The 17493-nt window shown below is 67.6% G+C and carries 14 protein-coding genes; 9 read left to right on the top strand and 5 right to left on the bottom strand.

The window, feature by feature from the left end:
• Position 1: 1 nt before the first annotated feature.
• From GO592_RS31270 to GO592_RS31255, 4 genes are all read left to right on the top strand, one after another.
• Positions 2-2392, top strand: coding sequence for a DUF6049 family protein (locus tag GO592_RS31270; protein WP_039953085.1), 2391 nt, complete (start codon positions 2-4; stop codon positions 2390-2392).
• A complete protein-coding gene (murJ, locus tag GO592_RS31265; RefSeq protein WP_007301438.1) occupies positions 2389-6384 on the top strand; it encodes a murein biosynthesis integral membrane protein MurJ in 3996 nt (1331 codons plus the stop codon). Before GO592_RS31270 ends, murJ begins: the two co-directional genes overlap by 4 nt.
• Before the next feature lie 47 nt (positions 6385-6431).
• Entirely contained in the window at positions 6432-7013 is a 582-nt protein-coding gene (gene sigM, locus GO592_RS31260) for an RNA polymerase sigma factor SigM (RefSeq protein ID WP_005263510.1), read from the top strand.
• A 78-nt stretch (positions 7014-7091) separates the two neighbouring features.
• Positions 7092-7838, top strand: coding sequence for a hypothetical protein (locus GO592_RS31255; protein ID WP_007301437.1), 747 nt, complete (start codon positions 7092-7094; stop codon positions 7836-7838).
• 3 nt (positions 7839-7841) lie between these two features.
• Here GO592_RS31255 and GO592_RS31250 read toward each other — a convergent pair whose 3' ends face one another.
• Positions 7842-8414, bottom strand: coding sequence for a TetR/AcrR family transcriptional regulator (locus GO592_RS31250; RefSeq protein ID WP_007301436.1), 573 nt, complete (start codon positions 8412-8414; stop codon positions 7842-7844).
• Between the two features lie 89 nt (positions 8415-8503).
• Between GO592_RS31250 and GO592_RS31245 the strand changes: the two genes are divergently transcribed.
• From GO592_RS31245 to GO592_RS31225, 5 genes are all read left to right on the top strand, one after another.
• Positions 8504-9475: an NAD-dependent epimerase/dehydratase family protein gene (locus tag GO592_RS31245; protein WP_007301435.1), complete on the top strand. Its 972-nt coding sequence runs from the start codon at positions 8504-8506 to the stop codon at positions 9473-9475.
• Between the two features lie 36 nt (positions 9476-9511).
• Complete coding sequence (nox, locus tag GO592_RS31240; RefSeq protein WP_007301434.1) at positions 9512-10699, top strand: 4,4'-dithiodibutanoate disulfide reductase; 1188 nt, start codon at positions 9512-9514, stop codon at positions 10697-10699.
• Between the two features lie 111 nt (positions 10700-10810).
• Positions 10811-11794 (top strand): thioredoxin-disulfide reductase, encoded by a 984-nt coding sequence (gene trxB, locus GO592_RS31235; RefSeq protein WP_007301433.1) that lies wholly within the window; start codon positions 10811-10813, stop codon positions 11792-11794.
• Between the two features lie 46 nt (positions 11795-11840).
• Entirely contained in the window at positions 11841-12164 is a 324-nt protein-coding gene (trxA, locus tag GO592_RS31230) for a thioredoxin (protein WP_005249122.1), read from the top strand.
• Between the two features lie 165 nt (positions 12165-12329).
• Positions 12330-13529, top strand: a complete 1200-nt coding sequence (locus GO592_RS31225; protein ID WP_007301432.1) for an N-acetylmuramoyl-L-alanine amidase — start codon at positions 12330-12332, stop codon at positions 13527-13529.
• Positions 13530-13547: 18 nt separating this feature from the next.
• Here GO592_RS31225 and GO592_RS31220 read toward each other — a convergent pair whose 3' ends face one another.
• From GO592_RS31220 to rsmG, 4 genes are all read right to left on the bottom strand, one after another.
• Entirely contained in the window at positions 13548-14246 is a 699-nt protein-coding gene (locus GO592_RS31220) for a hypothetical protein (protein WP_005249120.1), read from the bottom strand.
• 157 nt (positions 14247-14403) lie between these two features.
• Complete coding sequence (locus GO592_RS31215; protein WP_007301431.1) at positions 14404-15486, bottom strand: ParB/RepB/Spo0J family partition protein; 1083 nt, start codon at positions 15484-15486, stop codon at positions 14404-14406.
• A complete protein-coding gene (locus GO592_RS31210) occupies positions 15483-16496 on the bottom strand; it encodes a ParA family protein (protein ID WP_005263491.1) in 1014 nt (337 codons plus the stop codon). The genes GO592_RS31215 and GO592_RS31210 overlap by 4 nt, the downstream gene beginning before the upstream one ends.
• A 68-nt stretch (positions 16497-16564) precedes the next feature.
• Complete coding sequence (gene rsmG, locus GO592_RS31205; RefSeq protein ID WP_005249117.1) at positions 16565-17248, bottom strand: 16S rRNA (guanine(527)-N(7))-methyltransferase RsmG; 684 nt, start codon at positions 17246-17248, stop codon at positions 16565-16567.
• Positions 17249-17493: the final 245 nt, after the last annotated feature.

Genomic DNA, 17493 nt, shown 5'->3' with positions numbered 1-17493 from the left:
GATGGCTTTGCGTCGGGTCGGTGCCGTGACGTTGACCGCACTCGCGGTCGTTCTGGCTCCCACCAGCACCGTGGTGGCGGCGGCCCAGGACCCCGTGCCGCCCGAGAGCGCCGGGACCCAGACGGTCGACGAGGACCCCGAGTTCCTCGAACTGCACATCGACAACGTCACACCGTCCACGGTCACCACCACCAGCGACCCGTTCGTCACCGTCACGGGCTCGGTGAAGAACATCGGCGACCGCACGGTCCGCGACGTCAGCGTGCGACTGCAGCGCGCCCCCGCCGTCGCGAGCAGCGAGGGCCTCCGCACGTCCCTCATCCTCGATCAGTCGCGGTATGACACGGTCGGCATGTTCGACACGGTCGCGGGCCGCCTCGACGAGGGGCAGAGCAAGCAGTTCACGCTGTCGCTGCCACTACGGTCCGACACCGACATCTCTCTCGACATCACCGAACCCGGCGTGTACCCGCTGATGGTGAACGTGAACGGCACCCCCGAGTACGGCGGGGCCGCGCGCCTCGACGACGCCCGATTCCTGCTCCCCGTGTTCGGGGTCCCCGGCACTCCGGCCGTGCCCCCGGACATCTCCAGTCCCGTCGCCGTCACCATGCTCTGGCCGCTCGCCGACCGGCCCAGGCTCGCGGCGGGGGTGCCCGGTTCCGTCACCGAACCGGTCCGTCTCGTCGACGACGACCTCGCGACGTCGCTCGCGGACGGCGGCCGGCTCGACGAACTGCTGGGCGCGGCGGAGTTCGCCACCCGGGAGAGCGTCGACCGTGACCACACCCTCCGGGACAGTCTGTGCCTGGCCGTCGACCCCGACCTGCTGATCACCGTCGAGAACATGACGCGCGGATATCTGGTGGTGGACGACCCGTCCGATCCCACCGGTTCCGCGCACGAAGGCACCGGTAAGGATGCCGCGTCGGCGTGGCTCGACCGCGCCCGGTCGCTGGCCGCGTCCATGTGCACCACGTCGGTTCCGTTCGCGCAGGCCGACCTGTCCGCGATCACCGAGGTCGCGAACCCGGACCTCACCGCAACCGCCGTCGAAGCCCCCGCGGACATCGTCGACAACGTGCTGGGTGTCACGTCGCTGCGCAATTTCGTGTGGAGCGACGCCGGCGTGCTGGACGACGCGACGGCGCAGATGCTGCGCAGAGACGAGGCGACCACCACGCTCGTGGCCGCCAATTCCGTCGACACGACGACACCCCGCGACAGCGCCCACGTCATCGAGGCGACCCCGCCCCCCGCCCCCGTGCCCGCGAACGGGGAGACGACCCCGGCGGCAACCGAGACGCCTGCGGCCACCGGAAGCGTCGACGCGCTGCTGTTCGATCCGTCCGTCGGGACGGCGCTCGCGGCCATGGGAACGACACCGCAGACCCCCTCGTACACCCCGAAGCGCGCCCGGTACGACCTCTCGGACGATTCCCGGACCGCCCGATTGCAGGACGCACTCGGTGCGGTGTCGTGGTCTGCCCTCGAACCCGAGGCCGCGCGCGCCGCAGGCACCCCCCGCTCGCTGATGGCGGTGCCGCCGCAGCTGTGGACGGCCGGCGCCGAGGACGCGAAGACGCTGCTGTCCACGGTGTCCTCGCTGATGCGCTCCGGGCTCGCGACCCCCCGCCCGTTGCCCACGCTGCTGGGACGTCAGCCCGGATCACCCGAGGTCGCGACGCTGGAGTACCCGGATCAGGCCGCCGAGGACGGCGTCCCCGCCCATATCCGCGACGCCGCCGCCACACAGACGCCCCGCATCGAGGCACTGAACAAGGCACTGGTCGACGACCCGCAGGCCCCGCTCACCCCGGAACGCTTCACCGCACCGCTGCGCGAGGACCTGCTGCGCTCGATGAGCCTCGCGCATCGCCGCGACGACGAACGACGGTCCGCGGAAGAGGCGTCCGACACGCGCGCGGACGAGGTGGCCGAAACCATGGACGACCTGTTCGGGGCCGTCACCGTCGTGTCGCCGGGCGGTGTCTACACGCTGGCGTCGGAACAGAGCCCGCTGCTGCTGGTGGCCAGGAACGACCTGCCGGTCGGAATCACCGTCCGTCTCCAGGTGGACGCGCCGTCGGGGATGACCATCACCGACATCGGCCCCACCACACTGCCCCCACGTGGCAGCCGCACCCTCACCGTTCCCACCGAAGCCAACGACTCCCGCAAGCTCGTCGTCACATTCTCTCTGACCACCGCCGATGGACAGCAACTGGGAGAGCCGACCAGCGTGACGGTACGGTCCAACGCGTACGGGCAGGCGTTGGCGATACTGACAGCATGCGCGGGTGCTCTGCTGCTGTTCCTCGCCGGCCGCCGGCTGTGGCATCGATTCCGCGGCCAGCCGGATCCAGCTGACGAAGGGTACGAACGTTCATGACCGGGAACTTGCCCAGTAGGGGCCAGAGGCTTCCCGATCGCTCCCATCCCCGGGTCGCGCCGTGGGAGCGGGACCACTGGGCTCGGGAAATCCGGCCGGACGAGGCGCCGACGGTCCAGTTCGCGGCCATCCGCGTCGACCCCTCGCCGCCTCCGGTCCGGGACCCCGGGCCGTCGACCGCGCCGCAGAAGCAGGGCAACTCCCGACTGCTGGCGTCCACCGGTTCGATCGCGGTGGCGACGCTCGTCAGCCGCATCACCGGATTCGCCAAGCAGCTCCTCGTCCTGACGCTGCTGGGTGGGTCGGTGGCCAGCTCGTTCACCGTCGCCAGCCAGATCCCGAACATGATCTCCGAGCTCGTGCTGGGAGCGGTGCTCACCGCGATCGTGGTGCCCGTCCTGGTGCGCGCCGAACGCGAGGACCCGGACCAGGGTGCCGCGTTCGTGCGACGCCTGTTCACCGCCACGTGCGTGCTGCTCGGAACTGCGGCGTTGCTGGCGACCGCGGCCGCGCCCGTGCTCACCACGCATGTCTTCCTGTCGGCCGACGGCAAGGTGAACACGTCCCTCACCACGGCTCTGTCCTATCTCCTCCTGCCCGCGATCCTGTTCTACGGACTGTCGGCGCTGCTCACGGCCATTCTCAACACCCGGCAGGTGTTCAAACCCGGTGCCTGGGCGCCGGTGCTGAACAACGTCGTGATGCTCACCGTGCTGGTGATCTACTACGCGACACCGGGGGAGATCACCCTCGATCCGGTGCGGATGAGCGACCCGAAACTGCTGGTCCTCGGTGTGGGCGTCACGCTCGGTGTCGTGGTGCAGGCGATGAGCCTGGTGCCTGCGATCCGGCGCGAGGGCATCTCGCTGAAACCGCTGTGGGGCCTCGACGACCGGCTCAAGCAGTTCGGCGGCATGGCCGTCGCGATCATCCTGTACGTGCTGATCAGCCAGGCGGGCATGATCGTCGCCACCCGCATCTCGTCACACGCGGACGCGTCGGGTCCCGCGATCTACAACAACGCGTGGCTCCTGCTGCAGCTGCCCTACGGCGTGCTCGGCGTGACGGTGCTGACGGCGATCATGCCGCGACTCAGCCGCAACGCTGCCGCCGACGACACCCCCGCCGTGGTCGACGACCTGTCCGTCGCCACCCGGCTGACGATGATCTCTCTCATCCCGATCATCACGTTCCTCACGTTCGCCGGCCCCGAGATCGGGCAGGCGCTCTACGGGTACGGCAACTTCGGGACCGGTGACGCCGAACGCCTCGGCCAGGCCGTCAGCTGGTCAGCCTTCACGCTCATTCCCTATTCCCTGGTGCTGATCCAGCTCCGCGTGTTCTACGCCCGCGAGCAGGCCTGGACCCCCACGTGGATCGTCCTGGGCATCACCACGGTGAAGATCGCGCTGTCGGCGCTCACCCCGATGATCGCCTCCAGCGACGACCAGGTGGTGATCCTGCTCGGTGTGGCCAACGGCCTCGGCTACATCACCGGCGCGCTCGTCGGGGGCTGGCTGCTGCACCGCAGTCTCGGCAACCTGCAGATGGCGAACGTCGGCAAGACGGTGTGGGTGGTGGTGCTCGCGTCGATGGCGGGTGCGCTCGTCATGCTCGGCGCCGACCGCCTCCTCGGGCTCGACCGCCTCACCAGTCTGTTCGGCGGTCCGGGCTCGATGGTCCGGGTCATGATCAGCGGTGTCCTCATGCTCGTCGTCACCTTCGTGATCCTCTGGTTCGCGAAGATCCCCGAAATCGTGTCCATCACCGTCGCCGTCGCCCGCAAGGTTCGCGCCCTGCGCGGTCGCGGCGCCGCACCGGAACCGGAGGCCGACCCGCTCACAGAGGCCGAAACAGAACTGATTCCCGTGGTCCGCGCCACACCGCACGACTTCGGGGGACAGCCGCGTGGTATCGAACGACCCGGTGGACTCCCGTACCCTGGACACGAGCGGGTCGGATCGCCGCCCGGTACTGGTCGGAGTTGGGCATTCGAGAATGAAGGAGTGAGGGTGAGCGACGACGACGTGGCCGGCAGCAAGAGAGCCGGAGGTTCTACGGTGCAAGCGTCCGAACGCGATTCGGCCGCCGCCCCCAACGGCGTCGACGCCCCGACCACCCGGATCTCGTCCGAGTCGGTCTCCACCGACGCCGCGAAGTCCGACAAGCAGGCCGTCACCGACGCACCGCAGAAGAAGGACGCGGGCACGTCCTCGGGCTCCGCAGACACTCCGAAAACGGGGCAGAGCAAGGAGACCGGCGATCCTGCGGATGCGCAGACGAAGGCTGCGCCGAAGACTCCCGCCGACGACGCAGGCGAATCGCCCAGAGACACACGTCACATGGGCGCGGCCCCCGCACGGGATCTCAGTTACGACACCGGCGTGATCCCGATCACACCGGCACCCGGACGTGAGCCCGGCGCAGGTCCTCGTCGTACTCCGCGTGGCCCCAAGCTCATTCCCGGCGCGTCCGTCGCGGGCGGTCGGTACCGCCTTCTGACACCGCACGGCGGTTCGCGGGGACTGCAGTTCTGGCAGGCGCTGGACGTCAAGCTCGACCGCGAGGTGGCTCTGACGTTCGTGGATGCCGAACAGCGCTCCACCTCGGCCGGTCCCGAAGGCCCGCAAGCCATTCTGTCGCGCACCCTGCGACTGGGCCGGATCAACTCGCCCGGACTCGCCCGTGTGCTCGACGTGGTCCGCGGTAGCTCGGGCGGCATCGTCGTCGCCGAGTGGACCCCGGGCCGCTCGCTGCGGGAGATGGCCGACACCAAGCCGTCTCCGATCGGCGCCGCCAGTGCCATCCGCGCGCTCGCCGCGGCCGCCGAGACCGCGCACCGCGCCGGCGGGGCACTGTCCATCGACCACCCCGACCGCGTCCGTATCAGCATCAACGGCGATGCCGTGCTGGCGTTCCCGGCAACGCTCGCCGACTCCGACTCGAGTTCCGACGTGCGCGGACTGGGGGCCATGCTCTACGCCCTCATCACCGCGCGCTGGCCGCTGGGCGACCCGTCCGCTCCCGCGGGGGACCCGTCGGGTTCGCACCGTCCGGGCACCGTCGGCGGTATGCGGCTGGCCGACCGCGACTCGAGCGGGCAGCCCATCGGACCGCGGGTGATTCGCCCTGAGGTCCCGTTCGAGATTTCCGCGGTGGCGCTGCGCTCACTCGAGCCGAACGGGGGAATCCGCACGGCGGCCACCGTGCAGCACATTCTCGACCAGGCGTCCGTCGTCAACGACAAGACCGAATTCATCCCCGTGCTGCGGCTCGGGCAGCGGGGCCCCGGCACGACCGGTCACGCTCTCGCCGACCCGGAAGCACTGGAGGCGGAGAAGAAGAAGTCCAACCGGATGATCGCGGCGCTCGTGGGCCTCGCGGTCGTCACGATCATCGTGCTGGCGCTGCTGGGCTTCTGGCTCGCGACATTCCTCACGGGCAGTAGTTCCGACGCGCCGCTCACCGAACAGGACTTCGGGCTCACCACGTCGGCCGAGGCGCCGCCCAACCCCGAGTCGCCCGCCCCCGCGCCCGCCCCGGCGGCGAATGTCGCACCGGTCAGCCCCTCGGGGGCGACGGTGTTCTCGCCGCAGGGCACCCCCGACTCCGCCGCGAACGCCCGGCTGGCGGTCGACGGCAACACGTCCACCGTGTGGAGCACCGACTCGTACTTCCAGCCGTTCCCCGCGCTGAAGAACGGTGTGGGCCTGATGGTCACGCTGGACGAGCCGGCGACACTGTCGAGCGTGTGGATCAACTCGCCGACACCGGGCACCAACGTCGAGATTCGCAGCGCCCCGTCGGAGAACCCGACCCTCGACCAGACGCAGGTGCTCGGCTCGAAGGTCCTCGGCAACGGTGTCACCGATATCCCGGTGAAGTCGGAGGGACCCACCAAGAACGTCCTGGTGTGGATCACTGGCCTGAGTAATTCCGGTGGCAAGAACCAATCGTCCATCGCCGACATCGGTTTCAACGCCGCGACGTAGTCGGCACCCGGTGCTCGCGGATCGGCGAACTGAGCTAACATCCGCCGGTGCGAATCTTCCGGGGGGATTCCGAGGGTGAGCCCTCGGACGTCGACCTGTTGGCTGCGCACGTCGCCGGCGATCGGCACGCATTCGAGACACTGCTCGGACGGCACTACGACCATCTGTGGCACGTCGCCAAACGCACCAGCTACACCACCGAGGACGCGGCGGACGCCCTGCAGGAGGCGCTGCTGTCCGCGCACCGCAACGCGGGCTCGTTCCGCCGGGACGCCGCGGTCCGGAGCTGGCTGCACACGATCGTGGTCAACGCCTGCCTCGACCGCATCCGCCGGAACAAGGCTCGTCCTGCGGTGTCCCTGTCCGCCGACGAGGACGACGAACCGCGCGATACCCGCGACTACGTTTCCGAGGTGGAGCTCAGCCTGGTGGTCGAGCGCGCACTGGCACAGCTCCCGCCGGATCAGCGGACCGCGATCGTGGCCGTCGACCTCGAGGGCCGTTCGACGAGTGAGGCGGCCGCGCTTCTCGGGGTTCCGGAAGGCACCGTGAAGAGCCGCTGCGCCCGCGGCCGGAAGAAGCTGGCCGCCTCTCTCGAATATTTTCGGGTGGAGGGGAACCGATCATGACTCCGGGGCGTCAAAACCTAGTGGGAGCGGGAAACTGTCCTGACGTCCCGGACCACGATGAACCGGCGAGGAGGTGCCATGGCCGACCGTGAACCCGAACCGTCCGATGCCGCGCTGCCCGCACCGCCGTACTCCGAGGACCTGCTGGCCGATCTCCACGCCGGGGTGTTGCCGGAGTCGGTCAGCGATCGCCTGTGGCCGCTCGTCCGGAACGACCCGCAGGCCATGGCCGTGATCGACGCACTCGACCGGGTCACCGATCAGCTGGGCGCGCTCGGACGTGATCATTCGGTCTCGACCCCGATTCCCGCCGACGTCGCCGACCGCATCAACCGCGCTCTCGCTGCGGAACGGGACACACCTGCAGAGGCCACCGTGGTGCCGCTCGCCCGGCGACGGAAGTGGGCTGCGGCGGCCGCGGGGACCTTCGCGGCGGCGGCAGCGGTCGTGGTGGCCGTCGCGGTCGTCATGCCGGACAGCCGGGAATCCGAGCCGGCCGTTGCCCTGCCCAGTTCCGAAACCTCACCGGCATCGGCCGTTCTCGATCTGGGTACCGATCTCGATTCCGGACGCCTCCTCACCGTGATCGGTTCGCGGCAGCTCGGACCACTCGGGGATCCCGCGCAACTCGCAGAATGCCTGCGCGCCAACGGCATCGAACCGTCCCGCCCCCTTCTGGGGTCCAGTGAGGTTCGCCTCGACGGTGTTCCCGGGGTACTGCTGCTGGTGGCTGCGCCGCGTCCGCCGCAGATCACGGCCCTGGTGGTGGGCAGCGAGTGCGGCGCGGGAGATCCGGCGACGATCGCTGTCACCGAGATCGGTTGATTCTCAGGATTTTTCCCGCTCCGAACGGGCGACCGGCATGAGCAGCTCGAGGATCTTCGCGCGCAGTTCCGGAGTGTCGTCCTCGACGGCGATCAGGCTCGTGAACAGTGCGGCGCCGGCGGCGAGGACGAGTACGGCCGTCGCGGTGCTGGACTCACCCGGGCCCTCCTCGCGCTCGAACAGCTGAGTACTCGGCCCGCTGAACCCCCGCCAGAGCGCGGTGCGGAGATCGTCGTGGTCCCGGATCGCGGCCAGCAGACCCGGCGTGGCCGCTCGCACCTCCGGTCGTGAGAACAATTCGGCGCTGCCGGTCACCACCCAGCGGACCCAGCCTTCGCGATCGGTGCCCTCGAATGGTGTCAGGTCGGGTGTCGCGCCGAGGATGGCGTCGAGAACGAGGTGTGCCTTCGACGGCCACCGTCTGGTGATGGACGCCCTGCTCACCCCGGAGCGGGTCGCGATGGCCCGCATGCTGAGTTGTTCCCAGCCCGATTCCACGAGCATCGCCCGGGTGACCGCGAGGACGTCGGTGTCGATCCGCGGGTCGCGGGGGCGGCCCGTTCCAGTTGCATTCATTGGTTCGAATTGTGGGACAGAAGTGCCTTCCGCGCTATATCGTACCTATTACGAGTCCAGTGGCACCGTAATTCGAACAGGGCGGACACATGAAGATCGCGGTCACCGGCGGCACCGGATACGTCGGCGCCCACACCACGCTGGCGCTCCTCTCCGCCGGCCACACGGTTCGACTGCTGGTGCTTCCCGCCGAATCTCCCGACGCACTGCTGGCGGCAGCGGGGAACGATGCCGCGCGGATCGAGCAGGTGGTCGGCGACATCCGCGACACCCAGGCCGTCGGACGCCTCCTCGAGGGCTGCGACGCCCTCCTCCACGCCGCCGGGGTAGTGGGCACCGACGACCGTCGCGAACAACTGATGTGGGAGATCAACACGCAGGCCACCGCCGCGATCCTCACCCGGGCGACGTTCCTCGGTCTCGACCCCATCATCCACGTCGCAAGTTTCAGTGCCCTGTTTCCATCGCCCGACGCCGTCATCGGACCGGACAGTCCGACGGCGTCGGGCCGCAGCGCGTACGGCCGCACCAAGGCCGCCGCCGACCGCATCGCCCGCGCGCTCCAGGACGCGGGCGCCCCCGTGGTCATCACCTACCCGACGAGCGTCATCGGTCCCGGGCTCGGATCCACACAGGGCGTCACCGAACAGGGATGGGGCGCGATCGTCAGCGGCGGGGTGGCGCCCCGATTCGACGGCGGCATGCAGATGATCGACGTCCGCGACGTGGCCGCGGTCCACGCCGCCGCGATGCACCCCGGCCGCGGTCCCCGGCGATACGTCTGCGGCGGCGAACTCGTCGAGTTCAACCAGCTCATCGACGTCCTCGAACACTCCTCGGGCCGTCGACTCCGGCGCATCCCGCTGTCGGGCAGCACTTTTCGCACGATCGGGCGGATCGCCGACGTGATCGGCAAGTTCACACCCCTCAGCGCCGGGCTCAGTTACGAGGCCGCTTGGCTGCTCACCTCCGCGACCCCCACCGACGACTCGCGAACCCGCGACGAGCTCGGGCTCACGTGGCGACCCGCCCGCGCGGCGCTGGCCGCGACCTTCTCCTGAACGCCCTCACACCCCCATCCCCGAAGGCAGACCACCATGACCGTTCCACCACCACACCCCGGCATCTGGGAGCCGGCCCGCCTCGGACCCCTGACGCTGCACAACCGCATCGTGAAGGCAGCCACGTTCGAGGGCGTCATGCCGCGCGGCCGGGTCACCGACCAGCTCGTCGACTTCCACGCCGAGGTCGCTCGCGGCGGTGCCGCACTGACGACCGTCGCGTACTGCGCCGTCTCACCCGGCGGACGCGTCCACGCGAACACCCTCGTGCTCGACCGTGCCCACGTCCCCGATCTGCGCCGGCTCACCGACGCCGTCCACGCCGAAGGGGGGTTGGCCGCGGCGCAGATCGGTCATGCCGGTCTCGTCGCGAACACGCTGTCCAACCGCACCAAGACCCTCGCGCCGTCCACGCGGCTCAGCCCGCCCGCCATGGGTCTGGTGAAGGGTGCCACGCGGGAAGAACTCGACCAGGTCACCCGCGACTTCGAGGACGCGGCCCGCAATGCCGTCGAGGCCGGATTCGACGCAATCGAGGTCCACCTCGGTCACAACTACCTTCTCAGCTCGTTCATGAGTCCCAACCTCAACAAGCGCACCGACGAGTACGGGGGCAGCCTGGAGCGGCGGGCGGCGTTCCCCCGGCGGGTGATCGAGCGAGTGCGCCACGCCGCCGGCGACTCGGTGGCCCTCACGGCCAAATTCAACATGACGGACGGTGTCCCGAAAGGGCTGTGGCTCGACGACAGTCTCCGCATCGCGCAGCTGCTCGAAGCCGACGGGCACCTCGACGCACTGCAGCTCACCGGCGGCAGCTCGTTGCTCAACGGGATGTACTTCTTCCGCGGCGAGGTCCCGATGGCGGAATTCGTTGCCTCACAGCCCAAGCTGGTGGGCTGGGGCCTGAAGGTCTACGGGCCGCGCATCTTTCCGACCTACCCGTTCGAGGAAGCCTTCTTCCTCCCGATGGCCCGGCAGTTCCGCGAGGCACTGTCGATGCCGCTGATCCTCCTCGGCGGCGTCAACAGGCTGGACACCATCGAGAACGCACTCGGCGAAGGGTTCGAGTTCGTCGCGATGGCGCGCGCCCTTCTCCGCGACCCGGACCTCGTCAACAAGTTCCGCGACCGGCACGTGCCCGAGGGACTCTGCATCCACTGCAACAAATGCATGCCCACCATCTACACGGGCACCCGCTGCGTCATCCGGGAGACTCTGCGCTGATCAGGGCGCCTGCGAGGGGAGCGACCGGTATCACCTGCAGTCGGGGAACAACACCCTTTAGTCTTGTGTTGATCCATACGACTGAGCACCCCTCACTACTGGAAGGCCCGCATGACCACTCCATCGACGGTTCATGAACTCATCATCGTTGGTTCGGGACCTGCCGGATACACCGCTGCCGTCTACGCGGCGCGCGCGGAACTCGAACCGCTGCAGTTCGAGGGGACCCAGTTCGGTGGCGCCCTCATGACCACCACCGAGGTCGAGAACTTCCCCGGATTCCGTGAGGGAATCATGGGCCCCGACCTGATGGACCAGATGCGCGAGCAGGCCAAGCGCTTCGGCACCGACATCCGCACCGAGGACGTCGAGGAACTCGACCTCACCGGCCCGATCAAGAAGGTCGTCGTGAACGGCGAGACCTACCAGGCGCACGCAGTCGTGCTGGCAATGGGCGCCGCAGCCCGTTACCTGGGGATTCCCGGTGAAGAGAAGTTGCTCGGCCGCGGCGTCAGCGCCTGCGCCACGTGCGACGGATTCTTCTTCAAGGATCAGGACATCGTCGTGGTCGGCGGCGGCGACTCCGCCATGGAGGAGGCCACCTTCCTCACTCGCTTCGCCCGCAGCGTCACCGTGGTGCACCGCCGCGAGGAGTTCCGCGCGTCCCGCATCATGCTCGAGCGCGCCAAGGCGAACGCGAAGATCCGGTTCGTGACCAACGCGGCACCCGTCGAGGTCCTGGGCGAGAACAGCGTCACAGGCCTCGTGATCCGCGACACCGTCACCGGTGAGACGTCCACGCTGGACGTGACCGGCATGTTCGTCGCCATTGGTCACGACCCGCGCAGCGAACTCGTCAAGGGACAGGTCGACCTCGACGACGCCGGATACGTGATCGTCAAGACGCCGACCACCGCGACCTCCGTGGACGGAGTCTTCGCCGCCGGCGACCTGGTCGATCACATCTACCAGCAGGCGATCACCGCCGCGGGCACCGGATGTTCAGCGGCCATGGATGCCGAGCGCTGGCTCGCAGAGCGCGGCGACATCACGGCCAACACCGTCGCCGCCGCCGGCTCGCCGGTCGACGCCTGAGCTCACCACAAACACCCACCGACCACCTCGAGTAAGGGAAACCCCCGTGTCGAATACCGTCACCATCACCGATGATTCGTTCCAGCAGGACGTCATTTCCAGCGACAAGCCCGTCCTCGTCGACTTCTGGGCCACCTGGTGCGGCCCGTGCAAGATGATCGCCCCCGTCCTGGAGGAGATCGCCGGTGAGCACAGCGACAAGCTGACCATCGCGAAGCTCGACATCGACGCCAACCCGGGCGCTGCCCGCGACTTCCAGGTCATGTCGATCCCCACGCTGATCCTGTTCAAGGACGGCAAGCCGATCAACACGATCGTCGGCACCAAGGGCAAGGCTGCGCTGCTGAAAGAGCTCGCCGACGTTCTCTGATCGACACCCGAACACCCGGCGCGATTCCCGATTTTGTGGGAATCTCTGAGACAATCGATCGATGTGCTCCAGTCGCATCAGCTAGACCGACCGGAACACATCGATCGTCTTGTTTGTACCGAGACTCGTAAGTACTCGTTGATTCGGACTGAGAGGCCCTGAAACATGCACCGACTCCGTCACGGCGACCATGGTCCGGCCGTCGCTGAGATTCGGGGCACACTGGCCGGTCTCGGTTTCCTGCACAACGGAGTCGCCGACAGCCGGCGCGAGGGCACCAACGGTTCGCACTGGATCGCTCCCGACGCCGTGTTCGATCATCACCTGGACAGCGCCGTACGGGCCTTCCAGCAGCAGCGTGGGCTTCTCGTCGACGGAATCGTGGGTCCTGCCACCTACCGGTCCATGAAAGAGGCGTCGTACCGTCTGGGCGCGCGCACGCTGATCTACCAGCTGTCCGCACCGCTCTACGGCGACGACGTCGCCACCCTGCAGACCCGCCTGCAGGATCTCGGCTTCTACGTCGGACGCGTCGACGGCTTCTTCGGCCCGCAGACCCACGACTCGCTGTCCTCGTTCCAGCGGGAGATCGGGATCGCCGCCGACGGCATCTGCGGTCCGGCCACCCTGCGGTCGCTCGAGTTGCTCGGCACCCGCGTCACCGGTGGTTCACCGCATGCGATGAGCGAAGAAGAAATGGTTCGCAGCTCCGGACCACAGCTGAGCGGCAAGCGGATCGTCATCGATCCGGGCCTCGGCGGCGACACCTACGGCACCATCGTGCGGTCCCCGTACGGCACGATCTCGGAGTCCGACATCCTGTGGGACCTCGCCAGCCGCCTCGAGGGCCGCATGGCCGCGACGGGCATGGAAACGTTCCTGTCCCGCCCGCACCACGCGAACCCCACAGACATCGAACGCGCATCCACGTCGAACGCCTTCGACGCCGACCTGATGATCTCGTTGCGCTGCGATGGAAACACCAGCCCGGCCGCCAACGGTGTCGCGAGCTTCCACTTCGGCAACTCGCACGGTTCGACGTCGATGATCGGTCAGGTTCTCACCGGATTCATCCAGCGGGAGATCGTGGCCCGTACGCCTTTGCAGGACTGCCGGACCCACGGCCGCACTTGGGACCTGCTGCGTCTGACGAACATGCCGACCGTGCAGATCGACCTCGGGTACCTCACCAACGACCTCGATGCCGCGGTGCTCTCCAACCCGCGGGCGCGCGACGCCATCGCCGAAGCGATCCTCATCTCCGTGAAGCGTCTGTACCTGCTCGGTCAGGACGATCAGCCGACCGGAACGTTCACGTTCGCCGAGTTGCTCGCCGAAGAGCTGTCTTCTTCCGAACGTTCCTGACTTCTCGTTCCCGAGCGCTCAGTGCGCACCGACGGGTGTGCGCTCCCCGATGTCGACCATGCTCACCGACGCGGTGTGGATCAGACGCTCCAGGGCGGCCTCCACGTCTTCCTTCCATCCGTGATCCCGGTTCAGCTCGAGCCGCAGGCGCGGGAACCGGTGATGGGGCGCGACGATTTCGAAGCCGTTGTCCTCGAGGAAATCGGCCGGGATCATGCACTCCTCGGGGGAGCACTCGCGGGCCGCGGTGGCTGACGCCATCCCGTGTGTGTCGATCGGCCCGGTTCCGTCGGTATTACGGATACCGAACGCCTCGAGGGCACGCACACCGCGGCGCACCAGATCGGCCACCACGGCTTGGATCAACGTGGTTCCCAGATTCTGTTCTTCGCCGGCAGGCTCGAGCCGGAGGCTCGTGAGGAGGACGGCGTCGGCACCGACCGGAGCGGTCGGGAGTAGCTGCGCGCGCGGCACGGTCCGCGGGGGAGCGTAGAGGGCGCTGCCGACCGGCTTCCCGTCCATGACGGCAACCTGACCGCACGATCCCCATTCGAGCATGACCATGGAGAGCCATGCTTCCTTCTCGAACTCCTGGTCGCAGAACCCGCGCGAACTGTGGATGGCCGCCGGATCCATTTCCCAGAAGACACAGCGACGAGCGTGGGCGGAGAGCTTGTCCAAGCCGTCGAGAGTGAGCGATGTGACGTGAGTCGACACTGGCTAGCTCAGCCTCCATATGTCACTACCGCAGATCATTCGACATCCTCTGGTATTCAACGTTTTTCGCCCCCGATAGTTCTGCTGGACCCGGTCCGTCAGCGGCCACTGTCACAGTGATGGATCATCCGCGGGTACTTCTACCTCTGTCAGGCGCTCATGAATCGGCCTTTTGTGCCTCCATCATCCCAACGATCCTCTGAAGATCGTCCACCGAACCGAACTCGACCACAATCTTGCCCTTGCGCTTGCCGAGGCTGACCGTGACCCTCGTGTCGAATGAATCCGACAGCCGCTCTGCGACGTCCTGCAGTCCCGGCATCTGGATCGGCTTACGGCGCTGGGCGGGCTGGGCCGCCTGGTCGTCGCTGCGGTTGGCGAGCGTCACCGCCTCCTCCGTCGCGCGAACAGACATGCCCTCCGCGACGATGCGGGCCGCCATCACTTCTTGCGCGTCGGCGCCTGCCTCGAGTGACAGCAGGGCGCGAGCGTGACCGGCGGACAGCACGCCCGCCGCGACGCGTCGTTGCACGGGGATCGGCAACTTCAGCAGTCGGATCATGTTCGTCACGACGGGACGCGAGCGGCCGATCTTCGCCGCCAGTTCCTCGTGGGTCACCTCGAACTCTTCGAGCAACTGCTGATACGCCGCCGCCTCTTCGAGCGGGTTCAGCTGCACGCGGTGGATGTTTTCCAGGAGCGCGTCGCGGAGCATTGCGTCGTCGCCGGTCTCGCGGACGATCGCCGGGATCGTCTCCAGCTCGGCCTCCTGGCTGGCACGCCACCGACGCTCGCCCATGACGAGCTGGAACTTGCCGTCGTCGAGTGGACGGACCACGATCGGCTGCATCAGCCCGAACTCGCGGATCGAGTGGACGAGTTCGGCGAGGGCGTCATCGTCGAACACCTGACGCGGCTGCTTGGGGTTCCGCTCGATCAGGTCGGGAGCGATCTCCCGGTACACCGCTCCGGTGGGGGAGGGGAGGGGTTGAGCACCGTTCCCTGAGGTGCCGTCGGCGCCGTTGCTGTCTCCGTTGTTTCCCGTGGACGCGGGAGCAGTCTTCTTGTCGGTCGCAGCGTCCGACGAGTTCGGTGCGGGAGCGGTCAGTACGCTGCGCCGGTCCGCCCCGATCACGACGTCAGCGGCGGCGTTGCCCAGCCCCGGTCCCGTCGTGGTCGGTCCCGTAGGAATGAGCGCAGCCAGTCCACGGCCAAGTCCACCCTTACGCGTCTGACTCATCGCTGCTCCTGCTTCGTGATGTGTGCGGTGCGTGCTGCGAGTTCACGTCCCGCGTCGAGGTAACTCATGGCGCCCCGCGAACCGGGGTCGTAATCAAGCACGGTCATGCCGTACCCGGGGGCTTCGGACACCTTCACGCTTCGGGGAATGACGGCGCGGAGGACCGCATCGCCGAAGTGGGTGCGAACCTCTTCGGCCACCTGGTCCGCCAACTTGGTGCGCCCGTCGTACATCGTGAGAAGGACCGTCGACACGTGGAGGTCCGGGTTGAGGTGCGCCTGCACCAGTTCGATATTCCGCAGCAGCTGTCCCACACCCTCGAGGGCGTAGTACTCGCACTGGATCGGAATCAGGACTTCCTTGGCCGCGACCATCGCGTTCACCGTGAGCAGTCCGAGCGAGGGCGGGCAGTCGATCAGGATGAAGTCGGCATCCACCTCGCCGAGAGCCTTCTCCGACAGTGCGCCCTTCAGCCGCCCCTCGCGGGCGACCATGGACACCAATTCGATCTCGGCACCGGCGAGGTCGATCGTGGCAGGAATGCAGAAAAGCCGGTCATTGTGCGGGCTCTTCTGGATTGCTTCCGCGGCCGTCACCTCACCGAGGAGAAGCTCATAGCTGGACGGCACACCGGAGTGGTGGGCGACGCCCAACGCAGTGCTGGCGTTGCCCTGCGGGTCCAGGTCGATCACCAGAACGGTGAGTCCCTGAACCGCGAGGGCAGATGCGAGGTTGACGGCACTCGTCGTCTTGCCGACGCCGCCCTTCTGGTTGGCGATCGTGAGGATCCGCCGTTCGGGCGGCTTCGGCAGGGTCACCGAATGGGGGTGCAGCACCTGGCTTGCGCGGTGCGCTGCCGCACCGATCGGAGTCTCCTCGACGGAGATTCCGTTGTAGGGGGCCGTGAATCCGTCGTCTCCGTTCCCGGAGCTCGTCGCCTGGTCGGATTGATGGTCGGTTTCACGTGAAGCTGTTTCACGTGAAACGGCGGATTCAGGCCCACCCGACATTGACTACTCCTTCGATTGGGAATCGCTCGTTACTCGACATACTCACTCCCTAGTCACCGTGCACATCGTCATCGACGCTGACGGCGTTTCGGTACACGTTCTGCCCGAACGACAACGGTGGGGACAGGAAGCAGGCCCACTCCGCATTCCACGATATCCAGCTTCCCAGCACCCAACCGAGTCAGGGAAGCGCGATCACGGGAAATCTCTTCGGCGGCGCTCGAACCTTTCAACGCGAGCATTCTCCCATGCTCGTGGATAAGCGGCAGCGACCACTTGGCCAACTTCTCCAACGGTGCCACAGCTCGGGAAGTCACGACGTCTGCACCACCGGCTTCCTTCACCACACCCGACTCCTCGGCGCGGCCCCGGACCACGAGCACGTCCAGGCCGTTCGACTCGACGAACTCGGCGAGGTACACCGACCGCCGCAGCAACGGCTCCACCAACGTGATCCGGAGATCGGGGCGGGCAATCGCGAGGGGGATACCGGGCAACCCGGCACCGCTTCCGACATCGACGACGGACTCACCCTCGGCGATCAGTTCACCAACGACGGCACAGTTGAGGAGGTGACGTTCCCAGAGCCGCGGAACCTCACGCGGTCCGATCAACCCCCGCTCGACACCGTCGGTCGCCAACGACTTGTAGTAGCGCTCCGCAATATCGAATCGTTCACCGAACACCTGGCGTGCCGCCGCTTGTTCGTCCCATTCGGCCGGCTCTCCACCATTCGGTTCCACGTGAAACATCCTCCCGCGAATATCGCGAAATCAACAAACACAGCTTCTTCATTATCCGCCCTCTCTCGCGACTATGTCCCTTAACTCGGACGCGCAACGCCGGAGCAGTGTCGAGCCGCACCCCTTCCGGTGGGGGAGGGGAGGGGTTCGGTCGTCTCTGTCGGTGATGCACCCTGGCGATCCCGCGAATCCGGCCGTCGCCTCGCCGGCGAACCATCTCGGACGGTCGATCTCGCGCACACCGCCGCCAGAGG

The sequence above is a fragment of the Rhodococcus sp. 21391 genome (genome assembly GCF_016772255.1).
Lineage (GTDB): Bacteria > Actinomycetota > Actinomycetes > Mycobacteriales > Mycobacteriaceae > Rhodococcus_F > Rhodococcus_F opacus.
This window is presented reverse-complemented; position numbering and strand designations above follow the sequence as displayed.

Coding starts and splice junctions, on each gene's coding strand:
- GO592_RS31255 (WP_007301437.1), top strand. CDS start 7,092: ATGGCCGACCGTGAACCCGAACCGTCCGATGCCGCGCTGCCCGCACCG.
- trxB (WP_007301433.1), top strand. CDS start 10,811: ATGACCACTCCATCGACGGTTCATGAACTCATCATCGTTGGTTCGGGA.
- GO592_RS31245 (WP_007301435.1), top strand. CDS start 8,504: ATGAAGATCGCGGTCACCGGCGGCACCGGATACGTCGGCGCCCACACC.
- nox (WP_007301434.1), top strand. CDS start 9,512: ATGACCGTTCCACCACCACACCCCGGCATCTGGGAGCCGGCCCGCCTC.
- GO592_RS31210 (WP_005263491.1), bottom strand. CDS start 16,496: ATGTCGGGTGGGCCTGAATCCGCCGTTTCACGTGAAACAGCTTCACGT.
- rsmG (WP_005249117.1), bottom strand. CDS start 17,248: ATGTTTCACGTGGAACCGAATGGTGGAGAGCCGGCCGAATGGGACGAA.
- GO592_RS31270 (WP_039953085.1), top strand. CDS start 2: ATGGCTTTGCGTCGGGTCGGTGCCGTGACGTTGACCGCACTCGCGGTC.
- GO592_RS31225 (WP_007301432.1), top strand. CDS start 12,330: ATGCACCGACTCCGTCACGGCGACCATGGTCCGGCCGTCGCTGAGATT.
- murJ (WP_007301438.1), top strand. CDS start 2,389: ATGACCGGGAACTTGCCCAGTAGGGGCCAGAGGCTTCCCGATCGCTCC.
- GO592_RS31215 (WP_007301431.1), bottom strand. CDS start 15,486: ATGAGTCAGACGCGTAAGGGTGGACTTGGCCGTGGACTGGCTGCGCTC.
- GO592_RS31250 (WP_007301436.1), bottom strand. CDS start 8,414: ATGAATGCAACTGGAACGGGCCGCCCCCGCGACCCGCGGATCGACACC.